The sequence below is a fragment of the Simiduia litorea genome, assembly GCF_042853465.1.
In the GTDB taxonomy this organism is placed as follows: domain Bacteria; phylum Pseudomonadota; class Gammaproteobacteria; order Pseudomonadales; family Cellvibrionaceae; genus Simiduia; species Simiduia litorea.
This window is the reverse complement of the sequence record NZ_AP031497.1, coordinates 392,559-417,157: the sequence shown is the minus strand read 5'-3', so window position 1 is coordinate 417,157 and position 24,599 is coordinate 392,559. Positions and strand designations below refer to the sequence as shown.

The 24,599-nt window shown below is 49.2% G+C and carries 21 protein-coding genes; 7 read left to right on the top strand and 14 right to left on the bottom strand.

Features of this window, described 5'->3' with window-relative positions; translation table 11 throughout:
- Positions 1-188 precede the first annotated feature (188 nt).
- Entirely contained in the window at positions 189-1,370 is a 1,182-nt protein-coding gene (locus ACGHTT_RS01805) for a helix-turn-helix domain-containing protein (protein WP_390593163.1), read from the top strand.
- Between the two features lie 212 nt (positions 1,371-1,582).
- The gene (locus ACGHTT_RS01800; RefSeq protein WP_390593161.1) at positions 1,583-2,914 is read left to right on the top strand and encodes a UDP-glucose dehydrogenase family protein; all 1,332 of its coding nucleotides are present in this window, start codon (positions 1,583-1,585) and stop codon (positions 2,912-2,914) included.
- Positions 2,915-2,976: 62 nt separating this feature from the next.
- Here ACGHTT_RS01800 and ACGHTT_RS01795 read toward each other — a convergent pair whose 3' ends face one another.
- The 5 genes from ACGHTT_RS01795 to acs all read right to left on the bottom strand — a co-directional run bounded on the left by ACGHTT_RS01795 (position 2,977) and on the right by acs (position 7,452).
- The gene (locus ACGHTT_RS01795; RefSeq protein WP_390593160.1) at positions 2,977-3,708 is read right to left on the bottom strand and encodes a SapC family protein; all 732 of its coding nucleotides are present in this window, start codon (positions 3,706-3,708) and stop codon (positions 2,977-2,979) included.
- A gap of 18 nt (positions 3,709-3,726) precedes the next feature.
- The gene (locus tag ACGHTT_RS01790; RefSeq protein WP_390593158.1) at positions 3,727-4,266 is read right to left on the bottom strand and encodes a hypothetical protein; all 540 of its coding nucleotides are present in this window, start codon (positions 4,264-4,266) and stop codon (positions 3,727-3,729) included.
- A gap of 50 nt (positions 4,267-4,316) precedes the next feature.
- Entirely contained in the window at positions 4,317-4,916 is a 600-nt protein-coding gene (gene smrA, locus ACGHTT_RS01785; RefSeq protein ID WP_390593157.1) for a DNA endonuclease SmrA, read from the bottom strand.
- Positions 4,903-5,358 carry an acyl-CoA thioesterase gene (locus tag ACGHTT_RS01780; RefSeq protein ID WP_390593156.1) on the bottom strand — a complete coding sequence of 152 codons (456 nt, stop codon included), beginning with the start codon at positions 5,356-5,358 and terminating at the stop codon, positions 4,903-4,905. Before ACGHTT_RS01780 ends, smrA begins: the two co-directional genes overlap by 14 nt.
- A gap of 159 nt (positions 5,359-5,517) precedes the next feature.
- Positions 5,518-7,452 carry an acetate--CoA ligase gene (gene acs / locus ACGHTT_RS01775; protein ID WP_390593155.1) on the bottom strand — a complete coding sequence of 645 codons (1,935 nt, stop codon included), beginning with the start codon at positions 7,450-7,452 and terminating at the stop codon, positions 5,518-5,520.
- 241 nt (positions 7,453-7,693) lie between these two features.
- Here acs and ACGHTT_RS01770 point away from each other — a divergent pair, with 241 nt between their 5' ends.
- Positions 7,694-10,258, top strand: coding sequence for a protein kinase domain-containing protein (locus ACGHTT_RS01770; protein ID WP_390593153.1), 2,565 nt, complete (start codon positions 7,694-7,696; stop codon positions 10,256-10,258).
- On the opposite strand, the gene ACGHTT_RS01765 is transcribed toward ACGHTT_RS01770, so the two are convergent.
- Together ACGHTT_RS01765 and ACGHTT_RS01760 are read right to left on the bottom strand one after the other, a co-directional pair.
- The gene (locus tag ACGHTT_RS01765; RefSeq protein ID WP_390593152.1) at positions 10,239-10,739 is read right to left on the bottom strand and encodes a DP-EP family protein; all 501 of its coding nucleotides are present in this window, start codon (positions 10,737-10,739) and stop codon (positions 10,239-10,241) included. The two genes, ACGHTT_RS01770 and ACGHTT_RS01765, sit on opposite strands and share 20 nt — an antisense overlap.
- Before the next feature lie 72 nt (positions 10,740-10,811).
- The gene (locus tag ACGHTT_RS01760; protein WP_390593151.1) at positions 10,812-11,330 is read right to left on the bottom strand and encodes a TrmH family RNA methyltransferase; all 519 of its coding nucleotides are present in this window, start codon (positions 11,328-11,330) and stop codon (positions 10,812-10,814) included.
- A 231-nt stretch (positions 11,331-11,561) separates the two neighbouring features.
- Between ACGHTT_RS01760 and ACGHTT_RS01755 the strand changes: the two genes are divergently transcribed.
- Positions 11,562-12,773 carry an ammonium transporter gene (locus tag ACGHTT_RS01755; RefSeq protein WP_390593150.1) on the top strand — a complete coding sequence of 404 codons (1,212 nt, stop codon included), beginning with the start codon at positions 11,562-11,564 and terminating at the stop codon, positions 12,771-12,773.
- Between the two features lie 96 nt (positions 12,774-12,869).
- On the opposite strand, the gene ACGHTT_RS01750 is transcribed toward ACGHTT_RS01755, so the two are convergent.
- Positions 12,870-13,688, bottom strand: a complete 819-nt coding sequence (locus tag ACGHTT_RS01750; RefSeq protein WP_390593149.1) for a PhoH family protein — start codon at positions 13,686-13,688, stop codon at positions 12,870-12,872.
- A 598-nt stretch (positions 13,689-14,286) separates the two neighbouring features.
- Positions 14,287-17,271, bottom strand: coding sequence for a TonB-dependent receptor domain-containing protein (locus ACGHTT_RS01745; RefSeq protein WP_390593147.1), 2,985 nt, complete (start codon positions 17,269-17,271; stop codon positions 14,287-14,289).
- 245 nt (positions 17,272-17,516) lie between these two features.
- Between ACGHTT_RS01745 and ACGHTT_RS01740 the strand changes: the two genes are divergently transcribed.
- Together ACGHTT_RS01740 and ACGHTT_RS01735 are read left to right on the top strand one after the other, a co-directional pair.
- Positions 17,517-19,076: a PAS domain S-box protein gene (locus ACGHTT_RS01740; RefSeq protein WP_390593146.1), complete on the top strand. Its 1,560-nt coding sequence runs from the start codon at positions 17,517-17,519 to the stop codon at positions 19,074-19,076.
- A 74-nt stretch (positions 19,077-19,150) separates the two neighbouring features.
- Positions 19,151-19,735 carry a c-type cytochrome gene (locus ACGHTT_RS01735; RefSeq protein WP_390593144.1) on the top strand — a complete coding sequence of 195 codons (585 nt, stop codon included), beginning with the start codon at positions 19,151-19,153 and terminating at the stop codon, positions 19,733-19,735.
- A gap of 17 nt (positions 19,736-19,752) precedes the next feature.
- Here the strand turns inward: ACGHTT_RS01735 and panD are convergent, their stop codons facing one another.
- Both panD and panC read right to left on the bottom strand, forming a co-directional pair.
- Positions 19,753-20,133, bottom strand: coding sequence for an aspartate 1-decarboxylase (panD, locus tag ACGHTT_RS01730; protein WP_390593143.1), 381 nt, complete (start codon positions 20,131-20,133; stop codon positions 19,753-19,755).
- An 8-nt stretch (positions 20,134-20,141) separates the two neighbouring features.
- Positions 20,142-20,993, bottom strand: coding sequence for a pantoate--beta-alanine ligase (gene panC / locus ACGHTT_RS01725; protein WP_390593142.1), 852 nt, complete (start codon positions 20,991-20,993; stop codon positions 20,142-20,144).
- A 238-nt stretch (positions 20,994-21,231) separates the two neighbouring features.
- Between panC and ACGHTT_RS01720 the strand changes: the two genes are divergently transcribed.
- Positions 21,232-21,807 (top strand): HutD family protein, encoded by a 576-nt coding sequence (locus tag ACGHTT_RS01720; RefSeq protein WP_390593141.1) that lies wholly within the window; start codon positions 21,232-21,234, stop codon positions 21,805-21,807.
- A gap of 5 nt (positions 21,808-21,812) precedes the next feature.
- Here the strand turns inward: ACGHTT_RS01720 and ACGHTT_RS01715 are convergent, their stop codons facing one another.
- The 3 genes from ACGHTT_RS01715 to rplI all read right to left on the bottom strand — a co-directional run bounded on the left by ACGHTT_RS01715 (position 21,813) and on the right by rplI (position 24,580).
- On the bottom strand, positions 21,813-22,013 hold the full coding sequence (locus ACGHTT_RS01715) for a hypothetical protein (RefSeq protein WP_390593140.1): 201 nt from the start codon (positions 22,011-22,013) through the stop codon (positions 21,813-21,815).
- A 461-nt stretch (positions 22,014-22,474) separates the two neighbouring features.
- Positions 22,475-23,935, bottom strand: a complete 1,461-nt coding sequence (gene dnaB / locus ACGHTT_RS01710; protein ID WP_390593139.1) for a replicative DNA helicase — start codon at positions 23,933-23,935, stop codon at positions 22,475-22,477.
- 198 nt (positions 23,936-24,133) lie between these two features.
- A complete protein-coding gene (rplI, locus tag ACGHTT_RS01705; protein WP_390593138.1) occupies positions 24,134-24,580 on the bottom strand; it encodes a 50S ribosomal protein L9 in 447 nt (148 codons plus the stop codon).
- Positions 24,581-24,599 lie beyond the last annotated feature (19 nt).

The following is a 24,599-nucleotide window of genomic DNA, read 5'->3' as shown; positions in this document are numbered from 1 at the left end:
CATTTATTTTTTTATGAAAATTTCACCTAAAAAAAGTGCGAACCACGGCCAACACACAGCTTGTAAAGCCATCACAATTATCTTATTGTCTAAATGACCTTTATAGGATCTGGCGTACCAGATTCAAAAGCCATAGCAGACACATAGCGTTTGCCACCAATAAGAGCTGGTACTAGAGGTAGTGTTCAATGAATGCAGTTTTATTTAATGCGCACGATGTCGTGCTGCTTTGCACCATGTTGCTGTGCGTAATTTGCGCGATACTTTTACTTCAACTGCCACAGCCTTCGAAGCTGCACAAAGTATTTATTCTTGGCTTTTGCCTTGCCAGCTTCGCCATCCCCCTCGATATTCTGATCAACTTCGGCGCGGGCTTTCACCCATGGATAGTCGAGCATCATTTAACGCTCATTTATATGTTTGAATTTGGAGCATGGCTACAGGCACCCATGGCCTATTTTCTCGTCAGGAGCCAATTGGATAAAGATTTTCAATTCAAAACCCTAGATTGGTTGCTTCTACTCCCACTCATACTAAACACATCACATCAACTGATTGCCTATCATTCTCTTCCTCTGGAAATAAAAGAGAACATACAATCAACCATGAATATTATGGATCTTTCAGTAACGCTGTTTTTTGTGCAAACAGCTAGAGAAATATTTCGGGTGGCGCTAGCCATCGTTTCTGTCGCGTTACTGGTACGTTACGCGAATCTATCCGAATCCAACCAGAAACTAAGGCAACTAAGCTGGCTGCATGTCTTGGCTTATAGTCTTTTGGTCTACACGTCCATCAGCCTGTTTAATGCTGCGTTACTTACCGCGCAGGTGGTTACAAAGTCATCATTCCCAGTGGGCCATATTGGTCTGCTTCAAAATTATCTATGCTTAACCTGCTTTATTTATTTAGCATTGCAATTACATCGCGACGCGGTGAAACAGATTTTTTTTAAACCTATCCACTTTAAGAAGGGAGCAACAAAATCAGGGTTCAATTTTGCGCACATTAAAACACTTGAGCCACTTATGCTGAATAACAAAGTCTACACAAACCCCGAACTCTCGCTCGATGATTTGGCACACAGTGTCGGCGTTTCGCCGCGCACGTTATCAGGTGTTATCAATGGCCACTACGGCTGCAGCTTTTTTGAATTTATCAACGGCTACCGCGTGCAGGAAGCCAAGCGCTTACTGTCTGAGAACGCCAATAAAAGCACCAGCGTACTCGACATCATGTACGAATCGGGCTTCAACTCTAAGGCTACATTTAATGGCATTTTTAAAAAAACCGAAGGCATGACACCCAGCCAATACCGCAAGTCAATGTGCCTGCATAAAGTGACAGGCTTCGAGTCCCGCGCCTCATAATATCCACTCTGTTAACCCAGCCCACCAACTAGATTAGCCGCAAACTGGCGCGACAAAATCCGCCCTCTGGCGGCAGAGCGTGGTAAACTGCCGCCCTTTTCATGCCCATGCTGCCAAAACCAAAGCGCTCTGCAGCATGGCTTTAGCGCGGAATAACCGGCTGCTAAAAACAAATTTTCTTTTAGATTCAACACCTTACAAGGAGGTCTACCGTGCATATTACCATCGTTGGAACCGGCTACGTGGGCTTGGTATCAGGCGCGTGTTTTGCAGACATGGGCAACAAGGTCACTTGCGTGGATGTGGATACCCGCAAAATTGACAGTTTAAAGCAGGGTCAAATTCCGATTTACGAGCCCGATCTCGCTGCGGTGGTAGAGCGTGGTATTAAGCTCAACCTACTGCAATTCACTACTTCACTACCAGAAGCCATGGCCAGTTCAAACATTTTTTTCATTGCCGTCGGCACACCTCCCGGAGAAGACGGCTCAGCCGATCTTAAATACGTATTGGCGGTAGCGCGTGAAATTGGTCAGAATCTTCAGAACTACGCCGTAATTGTCGACAAATCCACGGTACCGGTTGGCACCGCAGACAAAGTACGCGTGGCGATTCAAGCCGAGTTAGATAAACGCGGTGTCGATATCCCCTTCGATGTGGTTAGCAATCCCGAGTTCTTGAAAGAAGGCGCTGCTGTTAGCGACTTTATGAAGCCAGACCGCATCGTTATTGGCGCCGACAGCGATCGCGCGCGCCAAATCATGGGCGACCTCTATCAGGACTTCTCGCGCAATCACGACAAAGTGATGTACATGGGTATTCGCGACGCAGAAATGACCAAATATGCAGCGAATGCCATGTTGGCGACAAAGATTTCTTTTATGAATGAAATCGCCAACCTGTGTGAAGAATTAAATGTCGATGTTGAAGAAGTGCGCCACGGCATAGGCTCGGATTCACGTATTGGCTACTCTTTTATCTACCCCGGCTGTGGCTACGGTGGCTCTTGCTTTCCAAAGGACGTTCAGGCCTTAGTGCGCATGGCTGAGTCGGTAAATTTTGACGCAAAAGTCCTCAATGCGGTTGAAGACAGAAACTTGGCACAAAAGCAGGTTTTGTTTAGCAAAGTTCAACGTCACATCGGTGATCTCAACGGCAAAACGATTGCTGTATGGGGCTTAGCCTTTAAACCGGGCACAGACGACATGCGCGAAGCACCTTCGATTCCGCTGATTAACGCCTTGCTCTCCGCCGGTGCAACCGTGAAAGTACACGACCCAGAGGCCATGCAAACCTCGAAGCGTGAATTTGCACCCAAGCACATTGAAGACGGCCTGTTGGTTTATTGCGCCAATCATTTCGATACCGCAGACGGCGCAGATGCCATGGTGCTGGTCACCGAGTGGAAGCAATACCGTCAGCCAGATTTTGACCTATTGAAACAAAAGCTAAAGCAACCGCTGATCATTGATGGTCGTAATATTTATAATCCTGAAAAGCTTAAGCAACTCGGGTTTGTTTATGAAGGCATCGGCCGTCGTTAAAACAGGCTGGCTGATAGACATAAAAAAACCGCCGTTAGGCGGTTTTTTTATGTCTGCTAATGTTATTTAGCTTCCGTTCCTACTTTTGCAATTAGCTCGCGGAATTTACGCAACGACTGCAAGTGCGTATACAGCAGTTCCATACCATCATTCTTAACAAGCTCAGCCATTTGCTCTGGCGTTAACGCTTTCAGTTTCTCGCGATTTACCGCTAAAAAACCGCCCAAGCGAATTTCTTCACCACCGCTTTTCGGCGTGAATTTAGCCTCCATCGGCTCTAAAAGGTTCCATTCAAGCAAACGAGCACAAAAAGCTTGTGTGCGAGAAAAATTCAATTGGTATTCTTTTAAAAACTCAAGCACTTTCCCTAAGTATTCGGTCTGCTTACCTTCATCATCAAACAGGCGCTCGCCTTTACCTTCTGTATTACAGCCTGGGTAAGTTTCATCTAAGCACAAGAGAAAATTTTCGCCATCATCATTGCTTGAGAATACAAAAGGGTAACGTCTAAAGAAAGCAGGCACATAGTTGCCAGTGAACTTACCTTCTTCATTAATAAAGAGATTGGTCTCAGGCTTCACCCCCATAACAGCCAAAGGAATGACTGTGTCACCATTTTTAGTAAACACAACGGGAAATGTTTCAGCAGCATTGAAAAACTCTGCCGCCATAAGGGGTACTGAATTTACTGATTTTGCGAAGCCTAAATCTGCGGTCGCATCAATAGCCCAATTGCGATGACGTTCACTGGAAACCGGGGTGGCATTGCCATAAATTAGAAGTTGCTTGGTCACAAAATATCTCGCTTTCTTTTATTTAGAGGAAGGTTCAGTAGCTTCTTTGGCTTTACGTAAAGTCTCGTACTGATCTGGATCCAGATACGTTAAGCACAATTTCATTTCATTATTTGGCTTGGGTATTAGCACCAACACCAAGACGTTGAATTCACCGTCTTTTTCGATAACGCCGGGTTTGTGGATCAAGATGTTGCCGGTATCACTGGTTAAGAAATTCAAATCCTGGCGCGCGTTAATAGCTTTCCCGATATTTTGCAGCATGGCTTGCAAGGTTGCTTTGAAAACTGGAAAGCCAAACTGGCCGCGGAACTCTTTACGATCCAAGCCCACCGACAATTGAATAGACAATTTTTCTGCCACGGTCATGGTGCCCGCCGGCATAGTTTCTTGCTCTTTCAATTGTTTAAATAATTTTTTCCCGTGCTCATCGCCCTTTGCAATGAAACCACCGTGCAGCACATTGCAGGCGAGATTCACAACTTCCGGGATGTTCAGGGTGATATTGGGCTTTTCGCCGCTAGCAGCCTGAGGCTGCTGAGTTGTTGTTTCTGTCATTATTCTTGTCTCTGGTTACTTCGTTTATTCAGTCTTCCGTAACTGATCGGTTAGCGCCGCTTGTGGTGTTGCTCGGCATTTTCCAATTTTCGTTTATCGCTCTTGCGTATCAGCAAGTAGGTTGCACCCACGCCGCCGTGCTGCTTTTGCGCCGAGTGAAAGGCCTGAACCTCTATTAATTGGGGCAACCAGTGCGCAATACAACTCTTTAACAGCGCCGGTTGCGGTTTTCTCCCCTCGCCCTTGCCGTGGGTAATCAAGGCCGTGCGGATATCGTAGCTGCAACACTCCTCGATGAAGCCAAATACCGCTTCCCGCGCCTGCTCCACAGTGAGGTTGTGGAGATCGAGCTGTGCATCGATGGGGTATTTACCCAAGCGCAGATTTCGGTAGACGCCATTCTGAATGCCGGCGCGCTTGAATGCCAGTATATCGTGGGGGTCTACCGGCTCTATAAACTCTCCACTCAGCCGATTGTACTCCTCCACCTCCGCCCTAGCGGCCTCTGCGCGCTTGGCCCTTAAGGTATCTTCAGGCAGTTTCGGCTTAATTAGGTCGACTCGAGCTTCCACGTTTATCGGCCGAACATCGGGCATGACCTCATTAATCAAGCCCTGAAAGCTATCCCCTTCCGAACTACCCTTCTTCACGCGTCACCTCTACCAAGGCCGGCTCATAGGCCTGCAGGAAGGCCGGGGGCATACGGCGCGCGCGACCACTGCTCATCTCGATACACACGAGGCGCCATTGCCCACGCATCAGTGTTTCCTGCCCGCGTATTAGCTGAAATTGGCGGGTCATGTTGAGCTTGCCGTCCGAGCTGGTTAACCAAGTGGCCAAGGTTAAGTGCTCGGCGAGTAACGCAGGCTTTAAGTAGTCGTATTCCGCTTTGTGGATTGCCATCGCTCTATCTAGCTGTCGATAGTCGCTAATGGACAAACCCAAGGCCTCTGAATGGGCCCAAGCGATGGCTTCACACCACTGAACATAAACTGCGTTATTGGCATGATTGAGGCCGTCTATATGACTGACCTCAACCACCAACGGTTGGGTAAAAGGACGGGGAAAGTCAAAGCCACCTGCGCCACTCACATCAATTCTCCGCAGGGTCTAACACCTGTTGCACACTTGAAAACCGAAGAGTAACGCGCAAAAAAAGGGCGGTCAATTTGACCGCCCTCAGAACGGGCAGCAAAAGCTACCCTAGGGTGCGAAAAGTAATACGGCTAAGCGCTAATTCCAGATGAAATATTAACGATTAGCCCGATTTTCGATCAGCTCATCAACAACTGAGGGGTCGGCGAGGGTTGAGGTATCCCCTAAGCTATCAATTTCATTGGCGGCTATTTTGCGCAAGATACGGCGCATAATTTTACCCGAGCGGGTTTTTGGCAAGCCCGGCGCCCACTGAATAATATCGGGCTTGGCAATGGGGCCAATCTCTTTCACGCACAAAGCCACCAACTCCTTCTTCAAGGTATCACTCGGCTCGGTGCCGGCCATCAAAGTCACATAGCAATAGATACCCTGCCCCTTTATGTCGTGTGGGCAACCAACCACAGCAGCCTCCGCCACCTTGTCGTGCAATACCAGGGCGCTTTCAATCTCGGCAGTACCCATGCGGTGGCCAGAGACATTTAGCACATCGTCCACTCGACCCGTAATCCAGTAGTAGCCATCGGCATCGCGTCGAGCGCCGTCACCGGTGAAGTAATAGCCTGGGAAGGTGCTGAAATAGGTATCGATCATGCGTTGGTGATCGCCGTAAACAGAGCGTATCTGGCTCGGCCAAGACGCCTTAATGGCTAAGCTGCCCTCGCCCACACCGCTGATTTCCTTGCCATCGCCATCGAGCAACACCGGTTGCACGCCAAAGAAGGGCAACGTTGCCGAACCAGGCTTGGTGGCAATGGCACCCGGCAGTGGCGTCAGCATATGGCCACCGGTTTCGGTCTGCCACCAGGTATCCGCTATCGGGCAGCGACCTTCGCCCACCACGTGGTAGTACCACTCCCACGCTTCCGGGTTTATCGGCTCGCCAACCGTGCCTAAGACGCGCAAGCTCTTGCGCGAGGTTTTGGTTACAAAGTCATTGCCGGCACCCATTAGCGCCCGAATCGCCGTTGGCGCGGTGTAGAAAATATTCACCTTATGTTTGTCTACAACCTCCCAGCAGCGCGATGCCGTGGGGTAAGTAGGCACGCCTTCAAACATCAAACTGGTAGCGCCGTTGCACAAGGGGCCGTAAACGATGTAGCTATGCCCAGTTACCCAGCCCACATCGGCGGTACACCAATAAATTTCACCCTCCTTGTAATCGAAAGTGTATTTAAAACTCATGGCCGTGTGCAGAAGGTAGCCCGCGGTGGTGTGCAGCACGCCCTTTGGCTTACCTGTTGAACCAGAGGTATACAAAATAAACAGCGGGTCCTCCGCATCCATGGGCTCAGGCTCGCATTGCGCCGCAGCGCTCGCCACCGCCTCGTGATACCACACATCGCGGCTGTCATCCCAAGCCACCTTGCCGCCGGTGCGCTTAACCACGAGGCAGGTATGGGTATTGGGGCATGCGGCTAACGCTTTATCAGCGTTGACCTTTAACGGCACCGCTTTACCGCCGCGCAAACCTTCATCGGCGGTGATCAGCACTTTGCAGTCGGAATCTAAAATCCGATCTTTCAACGCATCAGGTGAGAAACCACCAAACACCACAGAGTGAATGGCACCAACGCGCGCGCACGCCAACATGGCATAAGCCGCCTCTGGGATCATCGGCATATAAATACACACGCGATCGCCTTTTTTAACGCCGCGAGCGCGCAAGACGTTGGCTAAACGGCACACCTGTTCATGTAACTCTGCATAGGAAATGTGTTTAGCCACACGTGGGTCGTCGCCCTCCCAAATAAACGCCGTTTGTTTTGCACGAGCAGGCAAATGCCGATCGATACAATTCACCGACACGTTAAGTTGCCCACCGGCAAACCACTTGGCTTCACCCTTGTGTAAATCCGCTTGGCATACTGAGTCGAAAGGCTTAGAAAAGCTTAAAAACTGTGCAGCCTGTTCGCGATAAAACGCGTCCGGCTCGTTTATCGAGCGAGCGTACATGGCCTCATATTTTGCTTTTGTGATATGGGCATCGGCAAAATTATTGGGGATGGGGTAAGTTTTTACGTCTGACATGTACATAGACTCCGATCTAATTGTTGTGCACCCTAATTATTGATCAGACACTATAGCAAGTTACGCCTAAATACCTATTAGCCAATGGTCTAAATGACAGGAGGTTGCAAGTTTGACGTTGCAACCCAAGGCCTAGCGCAGTAAGTTAGCATTTGCTCCGGCTGCCATACTTTTTGGCAGCACAAGGAAGTGGGCCAAGACGACATAGGGATAATAAAAATAACCCAATTTGACACCACGCATGAACCCAATTCCACTAAACAATGCCGCCAATTACGAGGTCGAATCCATTCTTGGAAAAGGTGGCATGGGCGTAGTGTATTTAGCGCACGACAAACGCTTAAACCGCAAAGTTGCGATCAAATGCATTCGACAAAACCGCGCCAACGAACACTGGGTAGAAGCGGTACAAGAAGAAGCCAAACTCCTAGCCCAAATTAACCACACCAATATTGTACAAATTTACGACCTTATCGATTGGCACGGTGTTCCCGCTTTAGTGATGGAATATGTGTGCGGCCGCACACTGCTGGACTTACTGAACAGTGACGAGCTGCATTCTGATGCAATAGATTTCAAGCAGCGGCTAGATTGGCTCAAGCAAATTGCGGAGGGCTTAGCCTGCGCGCACGCTAAAGGCATTATCCACCGAGACCTGAAACCCGAAAACATCATGATTGCCTCGGACGGTGCCGTGAAGATCATGGATTTCGGCATCGCTCGGCACCAAGCCCAACCCAAGCACACCAACATTCACGACAGCCAAGTCCTGCCCGGCGAATTTGTTGGCAGCCCTGGTTCACTGTCGCCAGAACAAGCTCTGGGCGAAGATTTAACCACCGCGAGCGATGTATTTTCCTTTGGCATATTGGCCTATAGCTTAATGTGCGGGCATCATCCCTTTGGCGACACCAGTGACACGGATACGCTGCTGCACAGCATTCTGTACCGAGCTCCTGCGCCTTTTAGATTCAACGTAGAAAGCGATGAACGCGGCCAAGAGGTCGCAGAGATCATCGAACGAAGTTTGCACAAAAAAGCCAACAGCCGCCCCAAAGCCAGCCAAATGGCAGCGGCGTTTAAGCCCTTATCGATTAAAAGAGTTGAAACGGTATTGGTGGAAACCGATAGTAAAAAATCGCAGCTTGTCAGCATAGCGGTAGCTGCTGGAGCGGTTTTTCTTTTAATTGTGGTTATCTCTCTCTGGACTGCACAATCACTTGGCATAAAGCCTAGATATATAGCCGTGCTTACGCCAAATTTATTGCAGTCTAGCAGTCAAAATGAAGAAGCAGTAAACCTCTTGCTAACATCTTTAAATAATACCATTCAAGAAGCGGCCCTTAGTGACACCTATACGCAACTGGTTGACCGCTATGAGTGGCAAGATTCAGACTCGCCTGAAAAAATCGGCCAGGTTACTGGCGCCACAGATATCATTCGATCTGAAGTAACCTGCAAAAGCTCTCAATGCAATATCACTTTAGAGCTACTACAAGCCCCAGACTGGAAAGTGAGAAAAAAAGCAACCTGGCCAGTATATACAGACTCCAGTATCGACATTTTTCACACTACATGGCAACAATCTCAGAAGTTACTCAACCACACTAACGACATAAACGAATCAATAGATAGCGAAAGTTATTCAAGTTACTTGATACTGCTTGAAAAGTTCAAATCTCATGGAACACTCTCTGATCAAGAAATGGAGCAACTTATCCAGCAACAAGCGCTGCACCCACGCTTTATTCCAATTTATAGACTTTTAATTGATGCAGCAGCAGAACACTTTCAAATTGCCAATAGCGGGAAATATTTAAAAGCAGCTTCTGACTTACTTACTCAGAATAAGCACGACATTGATATAAATACTTTTTCCGAATTACAAGCACTCATCTACATTTATTTCGGCGATTTCTCAAGCGCAAACAGAGAGATCGACTGGATAAAGAGACATGGGAACTTAGAAAAACATGCCCATCTAAAAGCCTCACTTTTGCTAAAGAAAAATGACTTTTCAGCAGCAGAGATCGCACTAAAAACGCTAATAACAACTCAAAAGTCAACATACAACCTCTACTCTCTCGCCTACAGCCAATATGCCTTGGGAAAATTAGACGCATCAATTTCCACTCTGAGAGAACTAATTTCAATAAATCCAAACAGTTTATCGGCACTCAGCTTTCTAGCAGGCATCACGATGAGCCAGGGACACCTTGACGAAGCGGAGGCCACATATTTAAAGATACTATCGATACAAGAAGATAGTACAGAACTAAACAATTTAGCTGTTCTTTACATATTAAAAGGTGAAACAGCTAATGCGTTAAAATTTCAGGAAAAGTCTTATCAACAAACACCACACAATCCTTCAGCCATTTTAAATCTGGCAGAAATTCATTTGATACAGGGAAATAGTGTTAAAGCCGAGTCATTGCTGACAGAGACAATAAAAAACATTAGGCGGGACGGAGATGTAATATCTCTATCGCTAGAAGCTAGAGCTAATTTACATCTAGGTAACTTGGACATAGCCGAACAGCTAATCACTCAAGCCCTAACTATAGATGCAGAGAATATTGAAGTTTTATACACGCAACTCATATATTTTACAAAAAAGAACCAGCTTGAAAGCGCAATACATGTACTAAAAAGGCTTCAAGCAGCAGGACTTACTAACGCGTGGTTTAGTCTACCTTGGTTCAAAAATCTTTGCACACACACTGATTACAAAAACATTTTCACTCAAAGTAGACAAAACCCCTGCTTAAATACAAGCAATGCTATTATTGCGGTCGACGAATGATAATTATCGGATCAGGCCCCTCAAAAATACTTAACTCGCCGGTTTGAAGATTTTTGCGCGACACTAAAAAGCCAAAATCAACCGTCGATTCTGTGCCGCCTTGATTCTGAATAGTGAACACCAAGGTCTGGCCATCTTTGGTCAAATCGGTTGTTACATCGTCATTCACATCTTCTTTATCTTCGGCATACTCAAGCCCATTCCCAAAAAACTTGAAGCGATCATTTTTGTTAGACCCCGCCGTCGTGAGCGTAACCATAATCAACGCTCGCTCGCGCATACGCTGGTAGGGGCAAGAGTCTGCGTTAAATACAATTTGCAGGCTGTTGGGGTCAACCACCTCGCCCGCCTCATTCAAAATGCTCCAATTGTCTGGGCGCCCTGGGTCTGCATTTTTAAAAGGCGGCACTAATTGCAGTTGCAGTGTGGCTATACCACCAATGGGTACATCGATAGGGTCTATCACAGCTAAGCTAGCCATAAAACATCACTCCTTTGTTGTAAAATTGACGTGCCGCTCGAGTGTGCCACAGCTCGCGCTGCGCGCCCAGTGCTAGCTCGCTTTATACGCCAATTCGTACAGCGCCACGGCACAGGCACTGCCGACGTTAAGCGATGAGTTGTGACCACACATCGGGATGTGTACCACCCAATCAGACAACGCCAGCAATGCCGGCGCCACACCCTCATCTTCGGTGCCTAAAATTAAACACAGCGGCTGATCGCCAACGGGCACGTCAGCCAGCGGCACGCTGTTAGCTGTAATCTCTAAGCTAATAATTTGCATGCCCTCGGCTTTTAGCTGCTTCACGACAGCCACCGCATCGGCCACCACCTCATAGGGCACATACTTTTCCGCGGCGCGCGAGAGCCTGCGCAATTTGGTATTAGGCGGAGCCACAGTGGCACCACATAAATAGACACGCGTAACACCAAAGGCATCGGCACTGCGAAACACAGCGCCAACATTAGCTGGCGCCGCAAAGTTCTGGATGACCACAGAGATCGATCGCCGCTTCGCTGCTGGGCGATGGTCTTCATGGCCCAATTGCGAATCGGGAACGTAGTCCATAGGGGTTTAGGTCTCAAGCGTTAGTAAGGGTAGAAGCAAACCGCAAGTGCGCCAATTTGGTGCGCACTGGCACTGATTTTGCTGTATTCCATGCGCATAGGTTATTCGAGAAAGAAAGCACTTAAAAATCAACAGCATAAAATATAACTACGCAGTTTCAGCAACACCATAAGAGCACCAATACTGTGCCAATAATAAAAACTGCACCAATTTAGACCGCAGGAGATGCAAATGGAGTCACTTAATAGCGCCGTAGAGACCTTGGTGTCTAGCGCCAACACCTATTTTATTTTACTCGGTGCCATCATGGTATTTGCCATGCACGCGGGCTTCGCTTTTTTAGAGGTGGGCACGGTACGGCAGAAAAACCAAGTTAATGCCTTGGTAAAAATTCTAACGGATTTTGGTGTTTCGGCACTGGTTTACTTTTTCGTGGGCTATTACGTCGCCTACGACACGCACTTTTTTGCCTCAGCCACGGCGCTTGCGCAAAATAATGGCTACGAATTGGTAAAATTCTTTTTCCTGTTAACCTTCGCTGCCGCGATTCCCGCCATCATCTCCGGTGGCGTCGCCGAGCGCGCCAAATTCTACCCCATGTTAATAGCAGCAGCCTGCGTGGTGGGCCTCGTCTACCCGTTGTTTGAGGGCATGATCTGGGGCGGTAATTACGGCGTGCAAGATTGGTTAACGCAACAATTCGGCAACCCCTTCCACGATTTCGCCGGCAGTGTTGTGGTGCACGCCGTGGGTGGTTGGATTGCCTTGGCCGCCATCATCATTTTAGGTACGCGCAACGGCCGCGTGCGCAACGGAAATGTAGTCGCGTTCGCTCCCTCAAACATTCCTTTTCTAGCCCTTGGCGCTTGGATTTTATGCATCGGCTGGTTTGGCTTTAACGTGATGTCGGCACAAACCTTGGAGGGCATCAGTGGCTTGGTGGCCGTGAACAGCTTAATGGCAATGGTCGGTGGTACGTTGGTTGCGATGATTGTGGGCAAAAAAGACCCTGGTTTTATTCACAACGGCCCACTCGCCGGCCTTGTTGCTATCTGCGCCGGCTCGGATTTAATGCATCCCATCGGCGCGCTGCTGACCGGCGCCGTGGCCGGCGGTATTTTCGTATTGCTGTTTACCTTCATCCAGAACCGCTGGCACACGGTTGACGATGTATTAGGTGTTTGGCCTCTGCACGGCGTGTGCGGCGCCTGGGGCGGTATTGCCGCGGGAATCTTCGGGCTCGAAGCCTTCAGTGGCTTGGGCGGCGTTAGCTTTTTGTCTCAACTCGTGGGCACGCTGCTCGGCATCTTTATCGCGCTCGCCGGCGGCTACCTAGTGTACAAAGTGGTAGACCTTGTCTCTGGTATTCGCCTTAGCGAAGAAGATGAATTTAATGGCGCTGATCTCGCCATCCATAAAATTGGCGCAACCTCGCACGATTAACCAATGCACGAAATAAAAAGGGGAAGCCTGACTTCCCCTTTTTATTTTCTATTACTGATTTTTTCGCTCACCTAAGAGCCAAAAAAATAGCCTCTGCTATACCTCTACCTCCGCCTCATCAGGCTCATAGAGCTCGATTATTTCCCGCACTAAACCACTGCGTACAATATCGGCGCGCTCGAACTCGTGAACAAACACGTTATTAACACCTTGCAAGCGATTGACCGCATCGGCCAAGCCGCTTTTACCGCGAATATCGCTTTGTTTGATATCGCCATTAATAACCACCTTACAGCGTTCACCAATGCGGGTTAAAAACATTTTCATTTGCGCAAGGCTGGTGTTTTGCGCTTCATCCAAGATAACAAATGTTTTTTCATCAAATGTTTTACCGCGCATAAACGCCAAGGGCGCCGCCACAATACGGCCGTGCCGCAAGCAGTAGTCTACGGTGCCGGACCCTAAACGCTCGTTGAGAATATCGCGGAAGGCATCGATATACACTGCAAATTTTTCATCCAAACCACCCGGCAGGAAGCCTAGATTTTCACCGGCCTCAACGGCGGGGCGTGTAATAATAATACGCTCCACCTCACCAGATTCCAAAGCCTGTGCAGCCAAAGCACCAGCACAATAACTCTTGCCAGTACCGGCGGGGCCAATGCCAAAGGTTAGCGCGTTATTTTTGATGGCGTTGATGTAAGTTTGCTGGGCAGGGGTTCGGGCTTTGAGCGGTTGATTGGAGCGTTGGGTTGAGTAGGCAGTGTCGGTTGTATTGTAGTGAGCATTAAGCTCGACGATATTACTGTGATGGCTGGTTTGATGCTTGCGGCCGTTGCGGCTACCTTTCTTTTGTTTTTTATCTGAATATTGTTCGTCGTAGTTTTTGCGTCGCGCTTGCGATCTTTTCGCCATGAGGTAAGACTCCATTGGTTTCAAGTAACAGGGCCGGCCAATGCTGAAACAATCTTTCTGCCGCCGAATTCCCTAGCTGCATAAACTGTGTAACGCTGGATTTCTAAACGCTGAGCAACCAAGAGTGAGGCTTGCTATCAACGCCCTTACAACAAGAAAGTGCACCCCCCCTTTAGTAAACATCATTGAATAATTATTACTTTAGCCGAAGACTTAAAGTAATTTATGAAGTACCAGTATGCAGAGCGAAGATGACAATTGCGTGAAGAGTTTCACACAGGAGGCGCTTGGCCAAAGGAGCGGCAAGAACGCCTCGCGATCAAACCCAAATTTTCTGCTAGATCTCTCTCGCACGAACATCCGGTTTAAGTCATTTCAGCTTGCGTCTTACTGTTGCTTTTAATATGCGACGAAAATTAACGTTTGTAAAGTAGATTTTTCTGCGCGATAACGATGCAAAGGCTGATACAAAAAAGTGCACAGCTAAAGGAGTTGGCGGCTGCGCACATCAAGTTGATACACCATTCTGGGATCAATGAGGAAGGAAGAGCAAAATGTAAGCCGGCCGGAACCCGGGCCGGCTTACATACTTTTCACCTTAAAACTCGTAGCGAGCTTCCAGTGATACATAACGTGGAGCCTGCTGAACGGAGGTCAATCCATAGTTTGGATTTACCGCCAGACCGGAGCTCGTGTTAATCGTGCGCTCTTCATTAACAGCGGTTGCTGTCGATGCGTTGAACAAATTGTAAACCGTGCCTTTTAAGTTCACTCTCCCTACGCTTAAATCTAGATTGTAAGCCAAGGACATATCAACGTTTAGTAACCAATCTAAGCGCCCTGCAGATCCGCGAGGAGCGGGATTACCGTTTTCATCGTAAAACGATGCGGCACCATACTCCCTAGACACACAAGCTTCCCAGGCGCTGCCAGGCGCGCAGCTATCCACGCCCGCCGGATGCATAGAGAAATAGTTCTTCGGTGCACCAGAGGTTAGCGATGACACCAAACCAAGGGTTAAGTCATGGGTGATGTCATAGAAACCCGCCACTTTGAAAGCATGACGATGGTCATTAGGCAGGTCGCCTTTGCCATGATCCATTAAGTCGCCGTAATCGTACGAGGTAGTCCAACCTGGATCTGCTTGACCATTATCCGTTCGCACCAATCCTTCCGTATTACCGTAACTATGGGATAACACGTAAGACGCATCCAGATATACGTTGTCTAAGATCTGACCACGGAAGGTTGTTTCCAATGCCAAATATTTGCGCTCTGCTTTTGGCAATTGCAAATCGGCAGCACTCAGCACAACATTTTCCGCCGCTTCAATCACACCATCTTGGTTGAAGTCATAACTGATATTGGTAGCTTCACCTGGATTATGTAGAACATAGTAAGAACCTTGGCCAACATTATCTTCGATGCCATTGTCGGCAAGGTATTTGGCCAGTACGGGTTTGATATCCGTATCTTCAATCGACCGTTTTAAGTCGCGATAGACACCGCGCACACCGACGACCATGTTGTCCATCACCACGGTTTCAAAGCCTAGCGTGAACTCATCGTTATACATCCCTTTTAAGCTACCACTGGCAATCAGCGCAGGCTCTACAATACCCGCCTGGCGCACATAGGTATCGCGATAAGCTGCACCATGCGACGGCGATCCATCCGCTTCTAGTATGGGACGTCCATCAGCATCCAGTTGATCGGGCGCGTAGTAATCGAATACCTCACGAGAATAGGAGCCTTGCGTAATGTTCATATTTGCAGACACCGGCTGGTAGTAGCGACCGAATGAAGCGAACGCTTTGGTATCACCATCGCCATACACATCCCAAACGGCTTGCACCCGCGGCGACCAACCGTTGGTATCGACATACTTCTCGCCACCGGTTACCGCGTTTTCAAACTGCTCGTAGCGAGCACCTAAGTTCAACAACCAATTTTCACCTATCTGCCAAGAGTCCTGCACATAGAATGCGTTACTCGATACGGTTGAGCTGGTGCCGCGATCTCGAATACGACGCTCAACAATGGTCGCACCCTCAGGCGCGGTTGAAATATCGTCTGCACCGGCACGCTTGATACTCCACCAACCGCGCGCGTCGCCTGCGCCGTTTTGCGTAGATAGATAATCCACATCTAAACGGGTGTTATCGATACCGAACTGCAATGAGTGGTTATCTAAATCGTAGCGCAAATCTATTTTTATTTGATCTCGAATATATTCTTCTTCAGCAATACTCGAATTAGAATGGTTACTGTAGGCCACACAACTCCCGTTTCGACAATCCCATACCCCCGGCAGACTGCTGTTTGACCGATCAAACACAGATTCGATTGTTCTACCTGCAACCACATCCACCGAGAAGGCATCGGTTATCTGGCCACTATAATGTGCACCATACACTTCGCCCCCGGTTTCAAATTTGGCATTACTTGTGACAGCACCTACGCTATTTTCATCGGGTGAATAGGGGCTCGTATTGTAATCACCCTCGCGACCATAATTAATCGCCGTGACATCGACCCGGTGGTTTTCGGTTATTTGGTAGTCGAGACTGACCAACCATCGATCCTCTTGTGCCGTGCGGTCATAGAAGCTACTACCACTGGCCCACTGATCATCCGTTTTTCTAGGGTTGTATAAACCATAGAAAAACATTTTGTCTTCAATAATGGAACCGCTGGCCCACAGATTAACTTCCTGAAAGGTCAGCTCACTTTGATCGTTATTAATGGCGTAGTCACCATCGCTATCGAATACCGACTTATGGTAGGTACGGCCAGCGTTCGGATCAATTTTGTAGGAGCCGCCAAACTCAAAGTCATTACCGCCAGACTTTGACACAGCATTCACTACACCCCCAAGTGCACCACCAAATTCAGGATTGATGGCACCGGTTTTGATTTCGGTTTGTGAAATGGCTTCCCAAGGCAATGGAATCGAACCTATGCCCTTGCGAATAGTGCTGACATTCAAACCATTTAGATAATAAATATTTTCTGCAGACGAGGCCCCGCCAAAACTCGACGCGCCAAATTGACTTGACGAACTCACCCCAGGCGCGAGCACGGCCATAGCCTCGAAGCCATTTGCTACCGGCATAGATTTAAGCTGGTCTTGAGTCACCACAATACCGGCCGTTGAAGATCCGGTATCCACTAACCGCTTCATTGTGCCGAGCACCTCAATGGTCTCCATATCGACGCCAACGGCAATCAACTGACCGTCGTATATGGCCGACCGGCCTACCTGAATCGCCACCGAGCTTGCCGATACGTCGCTGAAACCATCTTTGCTAACCACGAGTTCGTATTCACCCACGGGCAAGTTACGCAGGAGATATTGGCCCTGACTATTGGTATTCATGGTGCGCGTAAAGCCCTTATCTTTATGGCGCACAAGGATACTGGCGTTACTGACAGCAACGCCGCTGCTATTGGTGACGACGCCCTTGAGCGAACCGTTGCTAGTTTCCGCAGCAAAGGTTGGGCTTATGGCAAGTGTTGAAGCAATGGCGAGCGCAAGGGCGGATTGACGCCAACCCCAGACGTTGTTTTGGCCGCTAGGCATGATGAGTCCTCTTTCTTATTGTTAACCGATGAGATGTCGCCTATCAGAAGCGACAACAAAACTGTATACAATATCCAGTATAAAGTACACATAAAATTGTACTGATGCGCCAGGAGGGCTGCGAAGGAAGGCAAAAGTTTTTATTAATCAACGACGTAGAAATCACTTACTGACAGGTTTTGACACTTAACGCTGGCCAGACCATGCTGCTACTATACGTAGGCACTACCTAGGGAGAGGTGACCATGAGCCGGGAATCAGCCCAACTCTATAGCCAACTTAAAGCCAGCGAAGAGCGCTACAGAGAGTTAGTGGAGAATGCCAATGCGATCATTCTGCGCTGGAATCGCGATGGCATCATCACCTTCTTCAATGAATATGCGCAGAAGTTTTTCGGTTATAGCGCCGATGAGATTATCGGTAAACATGTCATGGATACCATTGTGCCCGAGGGCGAAACCACGGGACGAGATCTTAGGCCCCTGATGGATGATATCTGTCAGCATCCAGAAAAATACGCCTTCAACATTAACGAAAATGTTAAAAGAAACGGCGAAAGAGTCTGGATAAACTGGACCAATAAAATTCTACTCGACGAGTCAGGCGAGCCTATTGGCGCCCTCAGCATTGGCTCGGACATTACCAAACAACGGCTATTAGAAGAGGAGCTGCGGCAAGCGCAAAAAATGCAAGCCATCGGGCAGCTCGCTGGCGGTATCTCACACGATTTTAACAATTTAATTCACGGTATCATCGGCTACGCAGAGATTATCGAAAAGATAGCGTCACAACATGAGGTCGGTCAGCAGGCCAGGCGAATTATTAGCACGGCCACCTCAGCGGCAAACCTTACCCAGCAACTCATGACCTTTGCGCGCAAGGGCTCCTATCAATTCAAGCAGTGTAATTTACACGACCTAGTGGCCGACACCACCTCCATTATTAAGCACACCTTCCCGCGCAATATCGACCTAAACACCCGCTTAGACGCCCACACTCCGTATTTTTTAGGCGAGGCAACGCAAATAAAAAATGCCTTACTTAACCTCTGCCTCAACGCTCGCGATGCGATGCCTAAGGGCGGCACCCTCACCATCCAAACCGAAAACGTCACACTGAACACGCAAATTCAAGTGGGTGAATTCAAAGTGCCAAACGGCGAATACCTGCGTTTGCGCATTGAAGACACGGGCAACGGTATGGATGAAGATGTTATGTCCCATATTTTCGAGCCCTTTTTCACCACTAAGGGCGTTAGCAGCGGCGCAGGCATGGGCATGGGTTTGGCGACCAGCTACGGCACAATGCACTTACACCGCGGTGCCATTAGCTGCATTAGTACACCGGACAAGGGGAGCCTCTTCGAGATTCTGTTGCCACTCGGTGAGCCACCGCTGGCGTCGAGCAAGCCCGCGACCACGAGAGCCACTGCACCCAAAATTACCATGCTCATTGTGGATGATGAAGCCATGGTTCTCACCTATTCCGAACAGCTCTTTAGCTTACACGGTCACCAGGTCTATACCTTCAGCAGCCCAATGGAAGCGCTTAGCTACTATCGAGATCACTGGCGAGATTTCGATCTCGTCGTGCTCGATATGTTGATGCCAGAAATGAACGGGCAGCAATTATTCGAAGCGATGAAGCAAGTAAATCCCAAAATTAAAGCCATCATATCCAGCGGTTACAGCAACGAAAAACGCATAGAAGAAATTTTATCTTCGGGTATTTGCGCCTATGTAACCAAACCTTTCACTTACGATGTATTAGAGCAAAAAATAGCGCAGATTATTACCACGCCCTAAATCAATGCTTGCGCCATATCAATACAGAGCAAGCAAAAGCTTGGTACATTGAAAGAAACAAGAGGCGTTTTCTTATGAAACTTAATTGGGTAATCCTGTCGACCACACTCTTTTCTCTCGCCGGCTGCACGCACCAAGCATCACAGTCGATGTTTATCGAACGGCACCCAGATACCGCTCAAACTGCACCAACGCCAATAACTCAAGCCACCGAGCTGAGCATACAAGGCGCTTACTTGGTAACACTACTCGGTTGCGGCACCTGTCACACGGACGGCGCATTAACAGGAAACGCGAATTCCAAATTTTTATTGGCCGGCTCGAACACGGGCATTGCCACGAGCAACCCATTGAAGAGCGCTAAACCTGGCATCGTCTTTCCGCCCAACTTAACACCGGACCCAACCACAGGTTTAGGTAATTGGTCGGAAACAGACATCGTATTGATGCTTAGAGCGGGAGAGGATCGCCACGGCATACGTCAGTCCGCGGTAATGCCTTGGGCAGCTTATGCGCAATTGTCAGATCAAGATGCACGCGCTATCGCGCACTACTTAAAGCGTCTTGCACCGGTGCAACACCAAGTGCCAACGCGGGTAAGGGAGGGGCAAGCGAGCGATAAACCCCACGTTTACTTTGGGGTTTATCAGAAGCCCTAACCTAGATACGGGAAAAATTACGCAACTTGCACGGGAATGGTGTTGGTTGAGCGTTCAACGCTATTGTCAGCATTCAAATAAACCAGCTTAGGTTTATGCTCGGCGGCCTCTGCCTCTGCAAATTGGCCATAAGCAGCAATGATCACGCGATCGCCTTTTTGTACGCGACGAGCGGCGGCACCATTCATCGAAATGGTGCCCGATCCGCGCTCAGCCAAAATGACATAGGTGGTGAAACGCTCGCCGTTGCTGACATTGTAAATATCGATTTGTTCAAACTCTTTCAGACCGGCCAATTCCACCAAGTTTTGATCGATGGCGCAGGAGCCATCATACCAAAGCTCCGCCATTGTCACGCTGGCCATGTGCAGCTTGCCCTTAAGTAACGTCGTTAACATGCTGTACCTCAATTCAATTCGATAGAAAGATTGTCAATTAACCGCGCAGACTGGGTAAACATCGCACCCAAAATGGTAATGTTTTTATCGTCATGTGCTGCTTGCGCTAGAGTTCTACTGTTGCATACAGAAAAGTAATCCGGTCTAAAACCCGCGGCAATAATTTGTGATTTAGCTTCGAGCTCAATCACATCAAAATCTTTCTTACCGGCTTTAATTTCTGCCGCGGCCCACTGCAAGCTGGCTTGCAATTGCGACACCTTTGCACGCTCTTCAGGCTTCAAATACGAGTTGCGCGAGCTCATCGCTAGACCATCTGCCTCGCGATGAATAGCTGCTGCGGTGATCTGAATCGGTATGCATAGATCTTCCGCCATCCGGCGTATGACCGCGAGCTGCTGGTAGTCTTTAATACCAAACACAGCCTCGTCGGGCTGGACAATATTGAACAACTTAGTGACCACGGTGGTCACCCCTTCAAAATGACCTGGACGGCTGGCACCACAGAGTACATCCGTCATGGTTGGACAAATCACCCGCGTTTGAGTATCCAAACCATTGGGGTACATTTCGTTGTCATCTGGATTAAATAAATAGTCGCAACCGGCGGCTTTTAGTTTGTCGCAGTCTTCGCGGAAGGTTCGCGGGTATTTATCCCAATCTTCATTCAAGCCAAATTGCAGGCCATTGACGAAAATCGAGCAGACAACAACGTCACAGGTGGTCTGGGCTTGCTTAATCAACGCGATGTGACCGTCGTGCAAGTTACCCATGGTGGGCACAAAACCGATTCGCTTGCCGGCGGCACGCTCGGTTTTAAGCGCATCTCGCAACGATTGGATCTGGTGGAAAATTCGCATGATGCGCCCTCAATAAGGTCTTTAAAAACGCGCAGATGATACTAGAACGGTTGTTTGAAAACTATGAGCAAAAACGGAACGAATATTCGATAATTTACGGCATACTTTTCAGTAAGCCCATTATTCGCGCCTTTTTTACGTGAAATAGGCTTAACAGCCCGGCAATGAGTGGTAGGATTGCGGGATAACGGAGTTAGAATCGAATGCCCCGGTCGGGCACAAGTAAGTGAGCAGTTCGATGATTGAAATTTTCGGCCCAGAAGACTTCAAAGAAATCCCCTGGAAAAACGGCAAAGGAACCACCTTGGAGCTTGCCATCAGTGAAGGGGACACCGTTCAATCCTTCGATTGGCGCATCAGCATTGCACAAGTGGAAGAGGACGGTCCGTTTTCCGATTTTACCGGCTATCAGCGGACGCTGGTGGTACTTGAAGGTAATGGTATCTTACTTGAACACGCCATTGGCCACAGCCAAAAGCTCAGTGGCGACCTACCTTTTGCCGACTTTGACGGCAGCTGGCAAACCCACGGTAAATTGATCGACGGCCCCATCACCGACTTTAACATCGTCACCAAAAGCCACCGCTACCAAGCGCGCTTAGATACCTATAAGACGCCTAGCAAAGTCGACATTCTGAAAGAGCGCTTTTGCTTCGCCTATAGCCATCGCACCACACTGACCTTGCGCCAAGGTATTGGTGAAGACGAGTATTCGCTGCCAGCTGGACACTTGCTGAAAATAGAAAACCCCGCTGCGGGCGAATGGTCGCTCAGTGGTGAATGCTTTATTTTGATCTATCTGTCTGGGCTCTAAGGCTACTATTCTGGGCTGGTCGCCTGGTCTGCCTTAGCGCGCCGCGCCGCATCGGCATCTAACAAGGTTTGTTCCACCGCTTTAGCTTTCTCTAGCGCCCGCAACTGCGCCTGAGGAATCACGCCCTCCGGCTTTGCCGCCTCAACCGGCTTCTCCTGGCTACAAGCCACCAGTACCCAGATGCACAAAACCATAACCACTTTCATAGTCACCTCCGATGGAATATAAAATGACGCCGATGGCATCGAGGCAGAAAGACGTTTAGGCCTACGCCGTGGCAAGCGAACACCCATCCAATCATCAAGCTTAGCGCGTCATGCGAGGATGTTGAGACGAGGCGCAGGGGTTTTGAAAAAACGCAGCGCTGTTGCAATGTGAGATATCCACCCACCCCGCGGCCAACGAACACCCATCCAATCATCATGCTGAGCGCGTCATGCGAGGACGTTGAGACAAGGCGCAGGGGTTTTGAAAAAACGCGGCGCTGGTGCGATGTGAGATATCTACCCACCCCGCGGCCAACGAACACCCATCCAATCATCATGCTTAGCGCGTCATGCGAGGACGTTGAGACAAGGCGCAGGGGTTTTGAAAAAACGCAGCGTACAAACAGTACGTGAGTATTTTTCAAAGCCGCAGCAACGCTGTATCAACAACGCAGCTAGCGCTAAGGTCCGTAGTCGGGTTGCTGCATATACTCTGGCGCCAAATTCTCAAAGCGCGTGTACTTACCGACAAACGCCGCCTTGCAGGTACCAATTTCACCGTTGCGCTGCTTGCCGATGATCAACTCGGCCATGCCTTTATCGGGGCTATCTTCGTTGTAATATTCATCCCGATAAATAAACAAAATAACGTCGGCGTCCTGCTCGATGGCGCCCGATTCACGCAAATCTGAGTTCATGGGTCGCTTGTTGGGCCGCTGTTCAACACCGCGGTTCAGCTGCGATAGCGCAATAACCGGGCAACTAAATTCTTTTGCCAAGCCTTTCAAGGAGCGCGAAATTTCGGAAATTTCCTGCGTTCGGCCATCGCTGCTACCGGCCACCTGCATGAGCTGCAAATAATCCACCATCACCATGCCCGGCTGGCTTTGCTTTTCCGCCTCTTCAGAGGTCATCTCGGGATTTTCTTGCAACAATTTAGACTGGTGTTGGCGCACTACACGCTTGACCCGCGCCCGAACCTCTTGTGGCGTTAAAGCCGGTGTGTCATCGATATAGAGCGGCTTATCTTTTAACTTGGCCACCGCGCTCGATAATTTAGGCCAATCTTCTTCGGTCAGCTTACCGTTGCGCAATTTACCGGCGTCAATGCGGCCAAGGCTGGAAAGCATACGCATGATGAGCGAGTTGGAGGGCATTTCCATACTAAACACCAAAGACGGCTTCTTGGTGTTGTGTAAGGCGGCTTCAACAAAGTTCAACGCCAGCGCGGTTTTGCCCATTGATGGACGGGCCGCGAGAATAATCAGTTCGCCCGGCTGCCAACCTGCCGTGCGTTCGTTTAAATCAGCAAGACCGGTGGATAGACCGGTGAGATCTGAATCGGTGCGAAACAGCTCATCAATGCGCGCTACGGCGTCGTGCAGTAGGCTTTCTGCACCTACAAAACCGCCCTCTTTGGGACGATCTTCGGCAATCGCGGCGACGCGGCGCTCGGCTAACTGCAGCAGGTCATCGGAATCCAAACCGGCTGGGTTCAGGCTGGTATGGCTAATCTCATTGGCCGCGGCAATCAAATCGCGCAGGGTTGAGCGCTCGCGAATAATGCGCGCGTAGGCGGCAATATTGGCAGCGGACGGCGTGTTATGGGCCAAATCTAACAAATAGGCGTGACCACCCACCCGCTCTAGCTCGCCGTGGCGCTCTAGTTCATCAACAAGGGTGATGGCATCAATAGGCTGCTCACTGGCAACCAGGCGCTCCATCATGGCGTAAATTTGCCGATGGTCGTCGCGGAAAAAGTCTTCTGGTGTGATGAGCTCAGCCACGGTATCAAAACGGCCCGCATCGCGCATCAAACCACCGAGCACAGCCTGCTCAGCCTCTAAGGAATGAGGCAGCACGGTACTCTTGAGGTTATCAACCTGATCCTCAGGTGCTCGCTTTTGACGGGGCTCGGCCATGGATGATCTCTAGCTGGTTTTTATCATTTTCAACAGACATTCGCTTTGGCTTGGCCGCTTGAATGCAGACCTAGCCAAAAACAAAACGGGCACTGAGCTGATACTCACTATCGCCGAGGCTTAGTGGGAACCAACAAAGTGCCCGATTGTAACCCTTACCGCAAGCGGTCACTACCGAGGTTTTCACCTCGGCAACGATTACTCGGCGATAACAGTCAACTTCAGTACTGCAGTCACGTCAGAGTGAACCTGAACGTCGATTTCGTACTCGCCGATTTCGCGCAGAGCGCCTTCGGGCAGACGAACTTCAGCTTTGTCCACTTCAACGCCAGCAGCTGTCGCTGCATCAGCGATGTCGCGTGTACCGATAGAACCAAACAGCTTACCTTCGTCGCCAGAGTTGGCAGCGATGGTAATCGCCAGTTCGTTGATCTTCGCGGCGCGCGCTTCAGCTTCAGCCAATTTGGCGTTAGCGGCAGCTTCAAGCTCAGCACGACGCGCTTCGAACTCAGCAATATTGCTGGCAGTCGCGCGAATAGCTTTGCCCTGTGGCAACAAGAAGTTGCGGCCATAACCGGCTCTTACGGCGACTTTGTCACCAATCTTGCCCAGCTTGCCTACTTTTTCGAGCAGAATAACTTCCATCTCGGTAATCCTCTAAATT

What these genes read in the sequence shown, in the direction of transcription:
- ACGHTT_RS01805 (WP_390593163.1), top strand. Translation starts at nt 189, where the DNA reads ATGAATGCAGTTTTATTTAATGCGCACGATGTCGTGCTGCTTTGCACC.
- ACGHTT_RS01790 (WP_390593158.1), bottom strand. Translation starts at nt 4,266, where the DNA reads ATGACAGAAACAACAACTCAGCAGCCTCAGGCTGCTAGCGGCGAAAAG.
- acs (WP_390593155.1), bottom strand. Translation starts at nt 7,452, where the DNA reads ATGTCAGACGTAAAAACTTACCCCATCCCCAATAATTTTGCCGATGCC.
- ACGHTT_RS01770 (WP_390593153.1), top strand. Translation starts at nt 7,694, where the DNA reads ATGAACCCAATTCCACTAAACAATGCCGCCAATTACGAGGTCGAATCC.
- ACGHTT_RS01765 (WP_390593152.1), bottom strand. Translation starts at nt 10,739, where the DNA reads ATGGCTAGCTTAGCTGTGATAGACCCTATCGATGTACCCATTGGTGGT.
- ACGHTT_RS01760 (WP_390593151.1), bottom strand. Translation starts at nt 11,330, where the DNA reads ATGGACTACGTTCCCGATTCGCAATTGGGCCATGAAGACCATCGCCCA.
- ACGHTT_RS01755 (WP_390593150.1), top strand. Translation starts at nt 11,562, where the DNA reads ATGGAGTCACTTAATAGCGCCGTAGAGACCTTGGTGTCTAGCGCCAAC.
- ACGHTT_RS01750 (WP_390593149.1), bottom strand. Translation starts at nt 13,688, where the DNA reads ATGGCGAAAAGATCGCAAGCGCGACGCAAAAACTACGACGAACAATAT.
- ACGHTT_RS01745 (WP_390593147.1), bottom strand. Translation starts at nt 17,271, where the DNA reads ATGCCTAGCGGCCAAAACAACGTCTGGGGTTGGCGTCAATCCGCCCTT.
- ACGHTT_RS01740 (WP_390593146.1), top strand. Translation starts at nt 17,517, where the DNA reads ATGAGCCGGGAATCAGCCCAACTCTATAGCCAACTTAAAGCCAGCGAA.
- ACGHTT_RS01735 (WP_390593144.1), top strand. Translation starts at nt 19,151, where the DNA reads ATGAAACTTAATTGGGTAATCCTGTCGACCACACTCTTTTCTCTCGCC.
- panD (WP_390593143.1), bottom strand. Translation starts at nt 20,133, where the DNA reads ATGTTAACGACGTTACTTAAGGGCAAGCTGCACATGGCCAGCGTGACA.
- panC (WP_390593142.1), bottom strand. Translation starts at nt 20,993, where the DNA reads ATGCGAATTTTCCACCAGATCCAATCGTTGCGAGATGCGCTTAAAACC.
- ACGHTT_RS01720 (WP_390593141.1), top strand. Translation starts at nt 21,232, where the DNA reads ATGATTGAAATTTTCGGCCCAGAAGACTTCAAAGAAATCCCCTGGAAA.
- ACGHTT_RS01715 (WP_390593140.1), bottom strand. Translation starts at nt 22,013, where the DNA reads ATGAAAGTGGTTATGGTTTTGTGCATCTGGGTACTGGTGGCTTGTAGC.
- dnaB (WP_390593139.1), bottom strand. Translation starts at nt 23,935, where the DNA reads ATGGCCGAGCCCCGTCAAAAGCGAGCACCTGAGGATCAGGTTGATAAC.
- rplI (WP_390593138.1), bottom strand. Translation starts at nt 24,580, where the DNA reads ATGGAAGTTATTCTGCTCGAAAAAGTAGGCAAGCTGGGCAAGATTGGT.